Origin of the sequence: uncultured Pseudoteredinibacter sp., from assembly GCF_947502065.1 — a bacterium.
Taxonomy (GTDB): Bacteria; Pseudomonadota; Gammaproteobacteria; order Pseudomonadales; family Cellvibrionaceae; genus Pseudoteredinibacter.
In genome coordinates, this window is the sequence record NZ_CANMYE010000004.1 from 365,618 (window position 1) to 383,213 (window position 17,596).

The following is a 17,596-nucleotide window of genomic DNA, read 5'->3' on the forward strand; positions in this document are numbered from 1 at the left end:
TTTCAACAGCCTGCTAGAGAGTTTTTATGCAACACCCTTACGACGCCCTTCAGCCTGAAACCGTAATTGACGCCGTCGAGTCCCAGGGCTTAATTTGCGATCTGCGCATTTACCCTCTCAACAGCTATGAAAATCGCGTATACCAAATTGGTATAGAAGACGCCCCTGCCCTAATCGGCAAATTTTATCGCCCTGAGCGCTGGAGCCGTGAGCAGATTCTAGAAGAGCATCACTTTAGTACAGAGCTGCGAGACCTTGATCTATCCGTTGTTGCTCCTTGGCAAAATTCAGCTGGCGACACCTTATTTGAGCACGCCGGATTTATGTTTGCGCTATACCCTCGCCAGGGCGGTCATGCTCCAGAGACTGGCGACCTAGATCAATTGTTCAGCATAGGCCGAGCTTTAGGACGAATTCACCAGCTTGGCAAGCAAAGCGATTTTCAATATCGCCCGCGCTTAGATATTAAAAGCTATGGCACAGATAGCCGCCAATTCCTGTTGGATAATAAATTCATCCCAGATGAATTAATCCCAGCTTATGACAGCCTGAGCTTAGACATTCTGCAACGAGTAGAAGACGTTTTCGCCCGCAGCAGCGCCAAGTGGATACGTTGCCATGGTGATTGCCATATCGGCAATATTTTGTGGCGCCACGATACCGCACATTTCGTTGATTTTGATGATGCCCGCATGGCTCCAGCGGTTCAGGATTTATGGATGTTACTTTCCGGAGAGCGCAATCAGCAAACCGAACAGCTCAGTGAGATTCTTGAAGGCTACCGGGAGTTTTGCGATTTTGATACTGCTGAAATTCAGCTGATCGAGGCTTTGCGCAGCTTACGTTTAATGCAGTATTCCGCTTGGCTAGCTCGTCGCTGGTCCGACCCTGCCTTTCCAAAAGCCTTCCCTTGGTTTAATACTGAGCGCTATTGGGCAGAGCATATCTTATCTTTAAGGGAGCAATTAGCCGCTATGCAAGAGCCCAGCCTGCAAGTGTTTTAGCTCGCTAATAAATTCCCCTAGCCTATATTAGGCTTTACAAAAATTGATCCCCCTATCAGGCGAACTTAGCACTGATAAGATATAGTTGTACTACTAAGTGATTACCAATAGGTGTAGGCGAATGAGTATTAGCGCCCCTAAAGGCCAAAGTGAACATAATGGCCAAGCAATTGACCATCAAGGCGACTTTATTTGGCAAAGCATCCGACAAGAAACTCAGCAGCAGGCCCAAAAAGAGCCTATTCTTGCGAGCTTTCTGCATGCCACCATTTTAAATCACGAATCCCTCGAATGCTCATTGAGCTATCACCTAGCCAATAAGCTGGAAAGCCCCGAAGCTTCTGCCTTATTAATTCGAGAGGTTATTCATCAAGCCTTACGCGATGATGCCAGCATCGGTGCAGCCATGCGTGCCGATATCGCTGCGGTAAAACATCGCGACTCGGCCTGCGATTCTTTATCGATACCGTTTTTATACTATAAAGGCTTTCATGCTTTGCAGGCCTTTAGAATTGCCAACTGGCTATGGCGCCATGATCGCAAAGCATTGGCCCTGTTTTTTCAAAACAGAATCTCTGTCGTGTTTTCTGTGGATATTCACCCTGCTGCAAACATTGGTCAGGGTATTATGCTGGACCACGCGACCGGTATTGTGATTGGTGAAACGGCCATTGTTGAAGACAATGTCTCCATCATGCAGGCCGTTACACTGGGCGGTACCGGCAAAGTCTCTGGCGACCGCCACCCGAAAGTTAGAGCCGGTGTACTGATTAGCGCCGGAGCGAAAATCATCGGTAACATCGAAATTGGCGAAGGCTCCAAAGTCGGCGCTGGCAGTGTGGTACTAAAAGATGTTGCCGCCCACACAACGGTTGCCGGGGTACCTGCAAAGGTTGTCGGCAGCCCAGACAGTGAGCAGCCAGCCTTGAATATGAACCACAATCTGAATTGCGATTTGGATGATATTTAAGGCGATTAAACATCGCCCTAAGAAACTTTTTTTTAAAAAACCTAAGCTCGCGACCAAGCAAAGCTCAATACTTCTTCAATATGTTGAGCTTTGCTAAGTTGTAATAATAAGCGATCTACCCCCAGCGCCACGCCCGCGCATTCTGGCAAGCCACTTTCCATGGCCGCTAATAAACGATCGTCGATGCTAACCTCAGGCAAACCACTTTGCAGGCGCTGTTGATTATCAGCTACAAAGCGTTGGCGCTGCTCTTCGGCATCTTGTAATTCCCAATAACCATTGGCCAGCTCCATACCGTTTAAAAATACTTCAAAACGTCGCGCTACTCGCTGTCCATGCTCATTCTGCGCAAGCCGCGCCAGTGCCGATTGGCAAGCCGGATAATCATAGATAAACACTAAACCGCCACTTAGCTTAGGCTCGATACATTGGCTGATTAGAATATCTAAGGCTGTGCTTTTGTCTTCACAGCGATAATCGCCCATATCTAAGTGCTGATCGATGCATTGTTGAAGTTCAGGCAGGCTAGCGTCGTGCGGATCTATCGCCAAATGCTCGATAAAAACTTCTCGATAGCTGAGGTATTTTACATTTAACTCAGCGGTCGGAAGGTTCGATTGAACTGCAATCAATTCGGCCGCTTGGCAGACTAACTCAGCTAACTCCTTCATCAATTGATGATCATCCAAGCCCAAGCGATACCATTCCAGCATAGTGAACTCAACATTGTGTCGACGGCCGCTTTCACCGGCGCGAAACACTTTTGCCAAGCTATAAATATCCCCAGAGCCTGCGGCCAGTAAACGCTTCATGGCGTATTCGGGCGAGCTTTGCAGATGGTAGCTTTTCCCTTGGTGAAGACAAGATAAGCATTCGATATACGGATCGCTTACAGGGTGCTGAGCGAGCAAAGGCGTTTCCACTTCCAGCACTGAACGTTCGTGAAAAAACTCCCTTATAAAGCGATTCAGAATTGCTCTAAGACGCAGAGTTTCAAAATTTGCATTAGGTTGCCAGTCTGCTTCTGTCATTTATCGTCTCGTATTTCGTTTCATGCCTGTGCGGTTTTTAGAGCAGAATGCGCCCAAGGTTCTTCATCATCCAGTTTTGTAGCTGCCAAAAGCAAACAGGCCAGCAATAAGCTGGCCTGTTCAATAAGGAATCCTGCAAAGAGCAAATTAGTCTTTGGCACGCCCGATGTATTCACCAGTGCGGGTATCCACTCGAATCGTCTCACCTTGAGACAAGAACAAAGGAACCTTAACCACAGCACCGGTAGACAAGGTTGCTGGCTTGGAGCCACCATTGGCGGTATCACCTTTAACACCTGGATCAGTTTCAGTGATCTCTAGTTCAACATGATTTGGCGGGGTAACAGCCAGTGGTGAACCGTTATATAGAGTTACCGTTACGACATCCTGCTCTCGCAACCACTTGGCAGTCTCACCAACGGCTTTCTCGTCCGCCTGGTGCTGCTCGTAGCTGGTAGGATCCATGAAATGCCAAAACTCACCATCGGTGTAGAGGTATTCCATATCGTAATCCATTACATCGGCGCCCTCTAAGCTTTCACCCGATTTAAAGGTGCGCTCCCAAACGCGGCCAGTATTTAAGTTACGCAATTTAACACGGTTAAAGGCCTGACCTTTACCGGGTTTTACGAACTCATTATCCAAAATAGAGCATGGCTCGCCGTCGAGCATTACTTTCAGGCCGCCACGAAATTCATTGGTAGAGTAATTTGCCATGGTTGTTTCCAATCTTACGTTCAAGGCTATACTCGATTTGGCCTAAGCCCCTGTCAGTATCCACTACGTATCCAATTGAGTTTAGATACGAGCCCAACAGTTAGATCGAGCGTAAAGCCGGCCATTATACCTAGCATTAACGCCAAGTTCGAGAGCCAGCCACAGAACTGCTACAATAGGCCTCTCGATTGTTTAAATGACCCCTCTAGTCCTATACGCCTATATGAACACCACCCAGCCCCCTATTAAGCTCGTTCCGGCCGACAGCAGTTCTAACAGGGGTAAATCCGAGGGCCCGGGCACACAGAACCGCTGGCAGCAAGAATTACAACGCTTGATACGCGAGCCCAGCGAACTGGCCGAAATGCTCAATATCAATCCCGAAGAGCTATGCCATTTGGCAAATGGGCAATTTGAACTTAGAGTGACCCACCATTTCATAAGCTTAATGAAACCAGGTGAGTTGCAAGACCCTTTACTGCTTCAAGTCATGCCGGCGCTAGCAGAAACTGTTGAGCAGATAGGCTATAACAGAGAACCTCTTGCAGAAAGCGAGAAATTTAATCCGCTTCCCGGAGTCATCCACAAATACAAAGGGCGCCTTTTGCTCATGGCGAGCAATCAATGTGCAATTAACTGCCGCTATTGTTTTCGCCGCCATTTCCCCTATCAAGATCACCACCTTGGCCGTAAACAATGGCTCGATGCGATTAACTATATTGCCCAGGACAACAGCCTTAGCGAAGTTATATTGAGCGGTGGCGACCCGCTAAGTCAAAGTGACAAGCAATTAGCCTGGCTTACAGAGCAACTGACACAAATCCCTCATATCAAACGCTTACGAATTCATAGTCGCCTGCCTGTCGTACTCCCTCAGCGTGTATGCGATGAGCTACTAGGCTGGATGAATAGCAAGCAGCTGCAAACCTCTTTAGTGCTGCATATTAACCACCCCCAGGAAATATCCCCCCAATTGCAGCAAGCTTGTCGCGAACTAACCGCAGCTGGTGTGCGCCTGTACAATCAGTCGGTATTACTGAAAGGCATTAATGACGATGTCGACACCCTTACAAGGCTTAGTGAAGAGCTCTATGAGTGCTTTATTCAGCCCTATTACTTACACCAGCTGGACAAGGTTCAAGGAGCTGCCCACTTTCAGGTTGATGATAAGTATGCCCAAGAGCTATACCACCGGCTAAGAGCCGAATTGCCTGGCTACCTAGTCCCACTACTAACCCAAGAAATCCCCGGCGAGCCAGCGAAAACTCCCATAATTTAGTCTATTATTGTGATAAGCTTCACACTAAATGCCGAAGATGAGTAGCAGCATATTGAATAGACGCTGAATATTCGCTGCAACTGAACAATAAATCACCTAAATGCTAATACTCTAAGCTAGAGTTAATAATTAAGAGTATTTACTGCTGATTAGGAAGCACTGAGTTATCGATGAGCGCTGTTGGAATAGCTATCAAACTGTTTGGGCGGATCAAACTTCCCCCCCAAGACTTGGAGTCGCTAAGCTTTTGTAAAGGCTATCGCCCCCAAGACGTAGCGGCGTGGGCGGATAGCCTGCCCGCCACCAGGGTGAATCACACTAGCGTAATTCTTTACAAAGCACTCCCCGAAGTCGCCAGGTTACAAGCCAAACCAAGTCATCGTCTTGCCATGCTTGAAAGCTTAAGACCCTACGTACAGCGTTGTATCCAAGGTCTTTCTCAGAGCTTTCTCAATAAGCCTGTGGTATTGCCAGAAGATGCCATGAAGGCCGCCATAGTTGCCTTAGCCTTGCAAAAGCACATTACCCACGGTTACTGCGTTGTCGCCAGAGACATAGCCTGTGACGCCAAGCTCAACGACGGTAACCCGCAAAACCCACATGCTCAGGCACTCACTCTGGCCTTACATAGGGCTATTAATGGTCTTAGTATTCAGCTCATGAGAAGCTATCAGCTTTATGCGGCCACCACACCAAGCCTCTGGCTAAGCATGCACAGCTTGTTTCAAGTGGCGCAAAATTCAGCCCTAGATCAACTTCCTGTGGCCGATGAGCTGCTCAGCCACGTTTCTCAAAGCACAATTCGGGAAACCTACCAGCGTATTGTTTTACTCGCTTGTGCAAACCCCAATAAATTACGTCAGTTTGATGTTTCAACGGCCTATAAGTTATTGGAATTATGGGCAGGGCATATTCGTTTGCGCCCCAATAACAATGACAGCGAATCTGTTTTTGTTATTAACCCCAATAGCGATAGCCCGCCTAATCCTAAAAGTTTAATACCGCTTGCCGAGCTGGAAGGTTGTGTTGCTGTAGATATAGCGCCCTTGCTATCTCTCCTCGATAAGCAACTTGGCGGGGAACTCGAAGGTAATGACGCCCTCACTATTCCCAAAGGGATCAGCAACTCACTTATAGCGCATTTAATGAATGCCTGGAGCACGCAATATCACCGCGAGCATGAGAGAGTGAGCCACAAGCAGAAACTTGAGGCATTAGTGGGAATAAGCAGTATCCACTTCCATCTTAGTGGCGGCATCCCTTTTGAAAGCTTTGTGTTGGGCTCGGGCAAAGTGAACTTAGGGCAAGACAAAAACCCCTACCTAAAAGACCAAAAACAGGAAGTCAGCAGTGATGATCCTTGGTCAAACGCCTTTGATGCAGGAGGCAGTGGGCGTAATTTCGACCCCCTTTTGTTCTCCACTTTAGATATTGAGTCTCAGCTTGCAAAACGCGAGCATGAACAAGAAAAGAACAAATTTCCGATCCATCAAGTAAGTAGCGAAGACCGCAGCCAAGGCGGGTACTGCCTAAGCTGGCTGGAAAACGTGCCCAAATCGCTAAAATCTGGTGAACTTATTGCCCTAAGAGAAGGTGATGCAACGGGCTGGACATTGGGAATGATCCGCTGGGTTAGGCAAAGTCGCGGAGCCAGTTCTTTTGGTGTGGAACTTTTATCCAGCCTTGCGAGTCCATTTGGCGCGTCTTTAATTCATAAAAGCGGTGATAATGCCGATTATATGAGAGTATTCTTTCTTCCAGAGCAAAAAAGCATGCGTAAAAAAGCCTGCTTGCTTACCCCTTCTGTGCCATTTCAAGAGGGGCAAAAAGTTCGCCTCAATCGTCGCGGTGAAGAGAAAACAGTACAATTAACCCGTAAGACGATGGATACCGGCTCAATCAGTCAGTTTGAGTTCAGGACACTAGAGACAGGCTAAACGCTGCTCACTAAAAAGTAAGCATGCTTAGGTAAGGCGGGTTTCACCTTGCATGTTGATAGGTTAGTATTAGCCACCCTTAACTTAGGCTTACCGCAGCTATTGACTTGGCTTACCTAAGGTTTCGGCAAAATTTGCGTTGTATTTGCCACGAGTTTTAATGGACGATGATGATTTCTGATCAGACACTACGGCTACTCATTCTGAATGATTCAGAGAGCGAGGCAGAACGCCTTATCAGTATGCTACATAATGCTGGCAAGAATGTCCGTGCGCAGCTGGTCAACGCCGAAACCATGGAAGCCCAATTACAAGAACAAAATTGGGAACTGTTAATCGCCGAAGACAGTAGTTCCGATGTCGATCATTGTATCCAAGTCATTCGCCGTCACAATAAAGACGTCCCTGTCATTCTCCAAAGCGATCGCGAAGGCAGCCATATCGCGGTAGAGGGTATGAAGCGCGGTGCATGCGATGTAGTACAGCTAGATCAAGATCAACACTTGCTCTTGGTTATCGATCGTGAAATGGACAACCGCCGCCAGCGACAACAACGTGTCCAATCCGATAAAAAACGTCGAGAAGCCGAGCAGCGCGCCCACGATCTATTAGACAGTTCCCGAGATGGCATCGCTTTTATCCAAGACGGCCTGTGCCTATACGTAAACAGCTCTTTCGCTGAGCTATTAAAATATAGCGATGCCGAAGAAGTTGAGTGCACGCCTGTAATTGACTTGGTTGAAAGCTCTCAGCAAGCTGAAGTGAAAGCCTTTTTGCAGCAATTCACCCTACAAGGTGGTGAGTTTGAGCGGCAGCAATATAAGTTAAGATGCATTTGTGCCGACGACAGCATTCAAGAGCTCACAGTATCCCTCAGCCATGGCCGCTTCGAGGAAGAACCCTGCATTGAGCTGCGAACTCAAAGTAATGCCCAAGATCAAGACCTGGTCGAAGAGATGCAAAAGATTAAGCAGCTCGACCACGGCACTGGCCTGTACAATCGCCAGTTCATGAATAAGCACCTTAACAACCTGCTAAATTCCGATACACCACAGGCTTTTGTGCTGCTGATAGAAATCGATCACTTTTTTGATCGAGTCCAGCCCAAAGTAGGCCTAAGCGCCAGTGACGATGTTCTCAAGCAAGTGGCCGCGGTCATCCAGCCCTGCTTAGGTGAAAAAGACATACTGACACGGTATGCTGATGATGCCTTCATGGTATTGAGCCAACTGCCCACCATGGATGCCGTGCAGCAATGCTGCCAAAAAATTCTACAGAGCTGTAATGACAGCATCATCGAAGCTAACCAAAAAACGGTTCAAATCAGCAGCAGCATCGGCATTGCCGTTATCAACGAAAACTCTACCGATAGCGACACCATTATCGACCAAGCGGCCGAGGCTATTAGCAAGATTCGCGGCGATGCTGAAAACAATAGCAACACTATCAGAGTATTTGAACCAGAACGCATAGGCTCAAATAAAACCAGTGCTGATGATATCCAACAAGCCATTAGCCAAGGCCGTTTCCGCTTATTGTTCCAGCCGGTTATTTCGCTGCGTGGCTCAGGCGAAGAGTTTTACGAAGTCCTGCTGCGCATGCTCGATGAGCAAGGCGAAGAGATATCTCCCGCCCACTTTTTGGACCTTGCAAAATCTATAGGCAGTGCCGCCAAACTGGATCGCTGGGTCATCCTTGAATCAATGAAAACATTGGCCAAGCAACGCAGCCAAAACCCAAAAACCAAGCTGATGATTACCGTAAGTGCGGACTCCATCCAAGATCGCACTCTAATTGCTTGGGTAAGCCGAGTTTTGCAGGCCGCTAAGATTGGCGCAAGCAGTGTTGCTTTTCAAATCAGTGAAAAAGATGCCAATCAGAATTTGAAAGACACCCAGAGCTTTATCAAAGAAGTTCAAGCCATCAAAGCAAGTTGCGTCATCACCAACTTTGGCTGCTCTTTAAACCCAAGCAATACCATTAAGCATCTAGATACAGAGCTATATAAGGTTGATGGCTCTTTTGCCTTGGATATCCAGAATAATAATCAAAACCCAGACGCCCTGATAGCGCTGCTAGAAGAACTTCATGAGGCCGGAAAAACCAGTTTTATTCCGCAGGTCGAGAACGCCAGCATTTTGTCCAGCCTCTGGCAGGCCGGGGTACACTATATTCAGGGGCACTATTTACAAGCGCCCGCCCCAACCATGGAATATGATTTCACAATGGATGGCTAGGGCGCTTGCCACTCAAACCACCGAATACTTCCTAAAAGCTAACTTAAGAGAGTCAAACTATTAGAGTATTGGCTTAGCTATCGTTGCTTTGGGCAAGCAAATATAAGACAGCATCCAAACCGAGAGTACTTATACTAAACTCAGCCTGCTCCCTCACTATGGGTTTAGCCCGATAGGCCACCCCCATGCCAGCTTTAGCCAACATCAAAAGATCATTGGCACCATCACCGACGGCGATTGTACTGCTCATTGGCACATTGTATTCAGTGGCCAATTGTTCTAACAAATCTGCCTTGCGCCGAGCGTCGACAATATCGCCAATCGCCTTACCAGTAACTTTGCCATCAACAATATCCAAGCGATTTGCAAAGACTTGATCAAAACCAAACCTCTGCTGTAATTGGCCAGCAAAATAATCAAAGCCACCGGAGAAAATAGCGGTTTTAAACCCTAGCTGCTTGAGGCTGGCAATAAGCTCTGGCATACCCGGCGACAAGGGAATATTTGCCGCAATCTCAGCCAGTACAGACTCATCCAAACCCTGCAAGGTTGCCATGCGCTGAATAAAGCTTTCACTAAAATCCAGCTCGCCACGCATTGCTGCTTCCGTTACGGCAGCCACTTGCTCCCCGACACCAGCGGCTTTGGCTAACTCATCAATAACCTCTACCTGTATCAGGGTAGAATCCATGTCAAAGCAGGCCAAAGCGCCCTCTTCACGGATAAAAGGCGCCACACCTTCCGGCAGGTAATTAACTTCAATACCAGCTTCGAGGCCAACACTTTTTATAGCAGCTAATTTATCAACTTGAGATTGCTCTAAAGGGGCATTAAGCAATAGCTGCCAAGCCTGAGAGGAAAGCTTGTCGATCAGCAACTGCGGGATATTTAATTCCAATATGCTTTGCCAAAGCGTTTTCAAGGGCTCGATTTCCAGCTCTGCTGACATAATGATTAAACGAGCCTGCTCAGCACAAGGGCTTTGCTCACCTTGCGACGACGATTGCTGGCTGCTCAGCAGCTCTTGTACTAAATCGCAGCGCAGGCTGGTCTGGCTAAGAAAGATTACGGGGATACTCATAATGGTGGTGTTATATCTATGCTATGGGAAGACGGCATTATAAAGCCCTCCCCCTATAAAGCTCTACCTTTTGAATCGCCATGTTGGCCAAGCGGTCAAGCTTGTTTAGAATATCAATCGCTTATAGCCAGCGTAGATTCACTTTTAAGGGCTATAATTGGAACCTTGGCTACAATTTCGCGACGAAGAGCGTAAGATAACTGTAAATTTCTAGTTGATGAGAAGCTGCTAGTTGAAAAGAAGTCAAAATAACTAAACCCATACCGTATTATCTAGAGAACGTAATTTACTGCCCATGAAATTGCCCGCCATCCCCAAGCTTTCGGCCTTTTTACTGGGCGCATTTATTACGGTCTTGATCTTAAGCTGGGCGAACCAAAACCAGCTTCAGCAGCAGCAGATCGAACTGAATCAACATTACGGTTCCGTACTCGCTCGTAAACTAGCCCAACAAGCCGAAAATCCTACACTTACTCGAGATTTGGTTAGCTTGCAGGTTCTCGCTGAGGCCACCAAGCAAGAAAAAGGCATCGCCAGTGTTACATTCCACAGCATTGATAACAAATTGCTGGCCCAAGCCGGCAAAACAGCTAGGCAAAGAGGGGCCGACAAATCCCAGCAGAGCTTTAGTGCACCGATCAATTTGCAAGACTCAGTGGCCGGTTACGTCACCATTGGCTTAAATAGCCAAGACCTGCTTCAACAGCCACAGGCCTATGGCTTGCAGCTGCTGGCCTTGTTATTACTCGCAGCAGCTATTATTAATATTTATCTTGAGCCACAACGCCATGAAGCCAAGCAGAATAAAAGCCGCCCAGAGCAGGAAAGCCTGTTAGCAGCCCCTGAAGTAGAAGCCCCAATCTGCGCCTGGCTTGTGGTTCAAAGTGGCAATCTCGCCAGCCTACAAAAGCAACTCAGCGCCGCCGCCTTACAAGAGCTGCTGGACGAGTTTAACCAGCAATTACAAACCGTATTAAATCTATACCAAGGTGAACTTTTGTGGGTAGACGGAGATTCTTTTCATTGCGGCTTTAGGCAATGCTCAGTGGGCGACAATGATCAAGGGATTTTCAATGCCATCTGCTCAACAAAACTGCTCGTCGATTTAGGAAGTAGTCGCCAAGGCATTAAGCTTCACTTTAAAGCCGCTATTATTCCCCCTGCCGAAGGCGACTGCTACAGCGAGTTATTCGCCGCTTTTCGCGACAGCCAAGAGCAACGTCGTCAACTCGATGCCTTGGGTCATGCCAGCCTCTTACTGGATAAGCGACTACTTGAAGATAGACATGTGCTTGAACAGCTGGAATTCACAGAAGATCAGCACAATGTCTATATCGATGCCATCAAAGCGCCTTATTTAGATCTGCTAAAGGAGCAACTAAAGCACTTGAGGAGCCTAGCTTAGTAAGGAAAGCTCGCCCCAATTCCAGCTATATAGGCTGCAAAGCACAGCGTCACAGAAATGTCATCGAGCTGTCATGTACAGGTCATTTTCTGAGCGCAATCTACCCGCAATGAGCACAGGTAGATTGACTATGATAGACATCGAACAAGCGGTTAATAATAAATTCCCCAACTTTTCCCAGCAGCCGGACTTAATCCGCAAGCCCACGCTATCACTAATTAAAAAGCTAACTCACTCGGAAGAAATCAATGATTTTCTTGAAGAGCATGGCGATCTTCGCGGCTTTGAGTTTATCGATAAAGTCTTCGAGTACTTCAATTTTAGTTATTCCGTAAGCTCGCGTGATCGTAACAACATCCCCTCCCAAGGGCGCGTTGTTATCATCGCCAACCACCCTATTGGCTCTTTAGATGGCCTAGCCATTTTGCGCTTGATTGGGGAAGTGCGCCGTGATGTTAAAATCGTCGCTAATGATATGCTGATGAACTTCAGTCCACTGCATCCGTTGTTTATAGCACTGGATAATATGAGCGGCACGGGCACTCGCAAAAGTTATCGCGCCATTATGGAGGCTCTAGAGCGTGAAGAGGCCGTCATTATTTTCCCATCAGGTGAAGTTTCCCGCGCGCGTCCGACTGGGGTAAAAGATACCCGCTGGCGCTCGGGGTTTTTACACTTTGCCCGTAAAGCCAAAGCGCCTTTACTTCCAGTATTTATAGGTGCCAAAAATTCTCTGCTTTTTTATAGCGCCTCTATGCTGTTTAAACCATTGGGCACCGCACTTTTGGCAAGAGAGATGTTTAACAAGCAATCCGCCCAAATACAGTTCCGAGTGGGCGAGGCGATTCCAGCCAGCGCATTAAACAACGAAAAGCTAGGCGATAGAGGCATTATCAAGCGCCTGCGCAAACATCTTTATAAAATAGGCAAGCGCCGCCAGCCTATTTTTGTCACCGAGAAAACCATTGCACACCCTGAAGATCGACAAGAGTTACTTGAAGAGTTAAATCAAGCTCGCCTACTAGGCGAAACCCGCGATCAAAACCGCATATTGCTGGCCGATTACAAAAATGGCACTTCCCTTATTAAAGAAATTGGTCGCTTACGAGAAGTGGCATTCCGTAAAGTTGGGGAAGGTACTGGCGGTAAACGAGATTTAGACAAATACGACAAAAGTTATCGTCACCTTGTGCTATGGGATAATAAACGCCTTGAAATTGCCGGCGCCTACCGCATTGGCGAGGCTGCTAAGATTATGGCAGAGCAAGGCCTTGAAGGTTTATACACTAGCTCCCTTTATGAGTTTCGTGAAGATTTTACGCCTTTTCTTGAACAGGGTTTGGAATTGGGCCGAAGCTTTGTTAATCCTGATTATTGGGGTAAAGCCAGCTTAGATTATTTATGGCAGGGAATCGGCGCTTATTTACGTCACCACCCGAATATTCGTTACTTGATAGGCCCTGTTAGTATGAGTGCCCGTTATCCGCGCACACTGATGGATCAATTGGTGCATTACTATCAACACTTTTATGCCGCTAAGGAAAATTGGGCGACCGCCAATCAACCTTATAAGTTAAGCCTGGAAAGCCAGCAGGAATTGGCAGCTGACTATGATGGTTTAAACAAAGACGAAGCAATGAAGCTGTTACAAGAGCGTTTTATCGAGGCTGGCTATAAAATGCCAGTGCTCTTTAAGCAATATACGGCGCTATTTGAAGGTGACGGTTTCCAGCTATTAACCTTTAGTGTGGATCCGGATTTTGGTGATTGCTTGGATGGTTTGTTTATTGCCGATTTGAGTAAGTTGAAAGCGGCCAAGCGTAAGCGTTATCTTGGTGATTAACTTAATTCTATAGAGCTATTAGTAATACGGTCGATTTGTATTGTGCAGACCTGACCGCCTGCCGCAGGTAGCCCCAGCATGAAGGGGTCGCAAAATGCAGCGTCCGTGCTGGCTCACCTTCTCCTCCAAGTCGAAGATGCCCCTTCATGCTGGGGCTACCTGCGACATTCTGCAATAGTAATGGTCGTAAAATCAGATAGCTGAAGTTCGGTGTTGTTTAAGCGCTTGCTAGCAGCCTTTCAACAACAGCCTGCAAGCCGACAACATCTTCTTGGGAGAATCGGGATTTAACTGGGGCATCTACGTCCAGAACTCCAATTAACTCGCCATCTTTTATCATCGGAATAACCACTTCTGATTCCGAAGCTGCATCACAGGCGATGTGGCCTTCAAAAGCATGTACATCAGCCACTAATTGTGGCTCTAGCTCAGCAGCAGCGGTGCCGCAAACACCACGACCAATAGGAATACGCGTACAAGCGGGCTTGCCTTGAAAAGGCCCGAGTACTAGCTCATCACCTTGACGTAAATAGAAGCCAGCCCAATTAATCTCTGGTAAATACATCCATAGAACAGCCGCAGTATTGGAAAGATTACAAACCCAATCGCTTTCGCCCTCAAAGAGCCCCGTTAGGGCGCTATCGATATCTTGGTAAATACTGTTCATCGTTATCTCCTCGGCTGCATAGTGCAACGGTTTAGCAAGGCGCGCAGTCTATACACCTAGCCGCACTTCGCCAACAATCTTTTGCTTATAAGCATAAACTGCCATATGAAATTTTCATCAAGCTAATATGGGGCCTACCAAGTGTCGATACAAGGGCGTTTTTTGCCATCCCTTTTTTGTACAGCTGGCGTAGCCTTTAAGGCCCGACTAATCCATTGTCTGGATTCCAATGGGTCGATGACGGCATCGATCTCTAGGTAACTTGCCATATTTAAAGCTTTGCCCTGCTCGTAGACCTTATCAACCATTTTCTGGAAGACCTGTTGGCGCTTTTGCTCATCTTCAATGGCCGCAAGTTGCTTGGCGGCGCCCAAACGGACTGCCCCTTCAATTCCCATGGCACCAAACTCGCCTGATGGCCAAGCCGCGGTTAACATCGGGTTGTGGAAACTGCCTGCCGCCATGGCCTGTGCACCTAAGCCATAACCTTTGCGAGTCACTAAGGTCAGGTACGGCACGGTGATGCTTGAGGCTGTCACAAAGATTCGTGAAATATGGCGAATCGTTGCTTGCGCTTCCGAATCTGGCCCTACCATAAATCCGGGGGTATCACACAATGAAACGATGGGTAGATCATGGGCATCGCAAAGTTGCATAAAGCGCGCCATTTTGTCGCCGCCTTCAGCATCGATTGCTCCTCCTAAATGCTTAGGGTTATTTGCAATCAGCCCCATTGGGCGCCCTTCGATTCGAATCAAAGCTGTGATAATACCTTTTGCAAAAGCGGCTCTAAGTTCCAAGACGCTATCAATATCGGCTAGGTGTTCGATTAATTGTCTTACATCGTATACCTGCATACGGTTGAGTGGAATATCATGGCGTAACAAACGCTCGTCGTGGGCCTGCCATTGCTCACAATTACCCTGAAAATAAGATAAGTACTTTTTAGCCGTAGCAACGGCTTCAGCCTCATCCTCGACAATGATATCGAGTACACCATTAGGACCTAGGACATCAACCGGTCCAACTTCCTCTGGACTGTATCGCCCTAAGCCGCCGCCTTCAATCATTGCAGGGCCACCCATCCCTACAGTGGCGTTTTTGGTTGCGATGGTGACATCACAGACACCAAACAAGGCGGCATTACCCGCAAAACATCGACCCGCCACAATACCGACAGTGGGTACTAATCCAGAAAGCTCTGCCATCGCTGAAAAAGTATGGCAATCGAGGCCAGCAACACCAGCAAAATCCGTGTCAGATGGGCGCCCACCTCCGCCTTCAGCAAAGAAAATCGTCGGCAGCTGCCACTGTTTTGCTAAACCTAAAATACGATCGGTTTTCTTGTGGTTCATTAAACCTTGGGTGCCCGCAAATACGGTGTAGTCGTAAGACAAAACCATGCAACGAGATTTATCATCATTAAATAAATCACCGTTTACCGACGCTGTTCCACCAATTAATCCGTCAGCCGGGCTTTGATCAATGAGCTCTTCAATGGACTTTATTTTTCGTTGGGCAGCGATCGCCATTGCGCCATATTCATTAAAACTACCAGGGTCTATCAGATCATTAATGTTCTCACGGGCACTGCGCATACCTCTAGCATGACGTTTGCTAATAGCCGTCTCACGAAATTCATCGAGAGTTTTATTATGTCGATCGATGACCTCTTGAAGATCGTCTCGAATAACATCAAGATCAAGCGTTTCTTCGCTACTACCTAATTGTTCTAGCTGTTCATCTTTTAAAATACTGATTAATGCCGCTTCTTCATTGACCGCATCACCCTCAGCAACAAACAATTGTTTTACCTCGCCTGCACAAAGCGCTTCGATGGGAAATTCCATTTTCATCGCTTCGAGAACCGCAATCACCTGCCCTTTTTGCACCACATCGCCAAGCGATACATTAAGGCTGGATACAACCGCCGCGGTGCTGGCTTTATGCAACTGGCAGCCTTCTGCAATTTCTACCGCAGCGCCTTTAGCTCCCGATTTGTTTACGGCCTCAGACTCGATAACAAAGCGGCCACTATTATTTTCCTCTAACAAGACCTGTAAATGTTGCTCTACAAACTTGGTATTCAGCTCATTATTGATAACCGCCGGATGCTGGCAAAGATTACTTAGTAATGACAAATTATGGCTTACACCTTGAATATCAAACTCACTGATCGCCCTACCCAACAAACGCAAAGCACTGCGATAATCTGCAGCCGTGGCGATTACCTTGGCAATCATTGGATCGTAGGCAGGGCTATATTTAAAGCCAACATAGGCACAATCATCTACCCGAATGGATGCGCCCTTAGGCGGCATGTATTGCGATAGCAAACCTGCGCTGGCCTTACTGTTGCCTTCTGCATCCCAAGCCTCTAAATTAACGCGAGCTTGAACGGCAAAATTATTATTATTGCGCTTGATGGGAAAACCGAGCTCAGCCAAGGTCTTGCCTTCGGCGAGCGCAATTTGAACAGCAACCAAATCAACGTCAAATAACTGTTCAGTAACAGTATGCTCAACCTGGATACGTGGATTAACCTCTAAAAAGTAAAAACTATCCGGGTTATTGGCATCTACCAGAAACTCAAAGGTCCCTAAACCTTGATAGCCCAACTTTTCAGCAAAGTGCACAGCTGCGCTATGAATTCGATCTCTCTGGCTTTGGCTTAAACTCGGGCTTGGGGCTATCTCGATAATCTTTTGATTTCGTCGCTGCAAGGTGCACTCTCGCTCAGCCAGGTGCGTAGCCTTTTGGCCATCCGCCAATATTTGTACCTCAATATGCCTTGCCTGCGGCAGGAGCTGCTCGACATAAACATCGCCATTAGCAAAACTAATCTGGGCTTCGCGCTGGCAAGCTTCATAGGCGGCGACCAAATCTTCTTGCTGTCGCACAGGCCGTATTCCTCGACCGCCACCGCCAGCCAGCGCCTTGATCATTACGCCGTTTTTTTGGTGTTGGCTAAAAAACTCTGTTGCCTCAGCCAAACTACAAGGACGATTGATACCCGCTAACATCGGCATATTTGCTTGCTCAGCTTGTAGGCGAGCACTGGCTTTATCACCCAGTTTTTTCAACAGCTCAGAATCGGGGCCAATAAAACAAAGATCAGCAGCGCAACAAGCCTCTGCAAAATCAGCACTTTCAGAGAGAAAACCATAGCCAGGGTGTATGGCATCTGCTCCTACTGTTTTTGCCGCCGCTATCAACTCTTCAATGTTTAGGTAAGCAGCCGTACCACGGCCCTTTAAAGCAACAGACTCATCCGCGGCTTTAACATGCAAACACTTGGCATCATCTTCAGCAAAGACAGCCACACTACTTACCCCTATCAGGTGGCAACTACGGGCAATGCGAAGGGCGATTTCAGAGCGGTTGGCTATAAGAACTTTTTTTATTGGCATGCTGGGAGTCCACAA

Annotated in this window: 12 protein-coding genes; 7 read left to right on the top strand and 5 right to left on the bottom strand. The window is 47.4% G+C overall.

Annotated features, from left to right (window positions below; translation table 11 throughout):
• The first annotated feature begins 26 nt into the window (after positions 1-26).
• Together Q1A41_RS13110 and cysE are read left to right on the top strand one after the other, a co-directional pair.
• Entirely contained in the window at positions 27-1,004 is a 978-nt protein-coding gene (locus Q1A41_RS13110) for a serine/threonine protein kinase (RefSeq protein ID WP_299979711.1), read from the top strand.
• Between the two features lie 121 nt (positions 1,005-1,125).
• A complete protein-coding gene (gene cysE / locus Q1A41_RS13115; RefSeq protein ID WP_299979714.1) occupies positions 1,126-1,974 on the top strand; it encodes a serine O-acetyltransferase in 849 nt (282 codons plus the stop codon).
• Between the two features lie 41 nt (positions 1,975-2,015).
• Here cysE and epmA read toward each other — a convergent pair whose 3' ends face one another.
• Both epmA and efp read right to left on the bottom strand, forming a co-directional pair.
• Positions 2,016-3,005, bottom strand: coding sequence for an EF-P lysine aminoacylase EpmA (gene epmA / locus Q1A41_RS13120; RefSeq protein ID WP_299979717.1), 990 nt, complete (start codon positions 3,003-3,005; stop codon positions 2,016-2,018).
• 147 nt (positions 3,006-3,152) lie between these two features.
• Positions 3,153-3,722 (bottom strand): elongation factor P, encoded by a 570-nt coding sequence (gene efp / locus Q1A41_RS13125; protein WP_299773855.1) that lies wholly within the window; start codon positions 3,720-3,722, stop codon positions 3,153-3,155.
• Between the two features lie 196 nt (positions 3,723-3,918).
• Between efp and epmB the strand changes: the two genes are divergently transcribed.
• From epmB to Q1A41_RS13140, 3 genes are all read left to right on the top strand, one after another.
• Complete coding sequence (epmB, locus tag Q1A41_RS13130) at positions 3,919-5,001, top strand: EF-P beta-lysylation protein EpmB (RefSeq protein ID WP_299979719.1); 1,083 nt, start codon at positions 3,919-3,921, stop codon at positions 4,999-5,001.
• 170 nt (positions 5,002-5,171) lie between these two features.
• Entirely contained in the window at positions 5,172-6,938 is a 1,767-nt protein-coding gene (locus tag Q1A41_RS13135) for a hypothetical protein (RefSeq protein ID WP_299979721.1), read from the top strand.
• A 167-nt stretch (positions 6,939-7,105) separates the two neighbouring features.
• Positions 7,106-9,175, top strand: a complete 2,070-nt coding sequence (locus Q1A41_RS13140) for an EAL domain-containing protein (protein WP_299979724.1) — start codon at positions 7,106-7,108, stop codon at positions 9,173-9,175.
• Positions 9,176-9,248: 73 nt separating this feature from the next.
• On the opposite strand, the gene serB is transcribed toward Q1A41_RS13140, so the two are convergent.
• Entirely contained in the window at positions 9,249-10,256 is a 1,008-nt protein-coding gene (gene serB, locus Q1A41_RS13145) for a phosphoserine phosphatase SerB (protein WP_299979726.1), read from the bottom strand.
• Between the two features lie 295 nt (positions 10,257-10,551).
• Here serB and Q1A41_RS13150 point away from each other — a divergent pair, with 295 nt between their 5' ends.
• Positions 10,552-11,661: a hypothetical protein gene (locus Q1A41_RS13150; RefSeq protein ID WP_299979729.1), complete on the top strand. Its 1,110-nt coding sequence runs from the start codon at positions 10,552-10,554 to the stop codon at positions 11,659-11,661.
• Between the two features lie 130 nt (positions 11,662-11,791).
• Positions 11,792-13,504, top strand: a complete 1,713-nt coding sequence (locus tag Q1A41_RS13155; protein ID WP_299979731.1) for a lysophospholipid acyltransferase family protein — start codon at positions 11,792-11,794, stop codon at positions 13,502-13,504.
• Positions 13,505-13,721: 217 nt separating this feature from the next.
• Here Q1A41_RS13155 and Q1A41_RS13160 read toward each other — a convergent pair whose 3' ends face one another.
• Both Q1A41_RS13160 and Q1A41_RS13165 read right to left on the bottom strand, forming a co-directional pair.
• A complete protein-coding gene (locus Q1A41_RS13160) occupies positions 13,722-14,171 on the bottom strand; it encodes a GAF domain-containing protein (RefSeq protein ID WP_299979734.1) in 450 nt (149 codons plus the stop codon).
• A 134-nt stretch (positions 14,172-14,305) separates the two neighbouring features.
• A complete protein-coding gene (locus Q1A41_RS13165; protein WP_299979737.1) occupies positions 14,306-17,581 on the bottom strand; it encodes a carboxyl transferase domain-containing protein in 3,276 nt (1,091 codons plus the stop codon).
• Between the last annotated feature and the right edge of the window lie 15 nt (positions 17,582-17,596).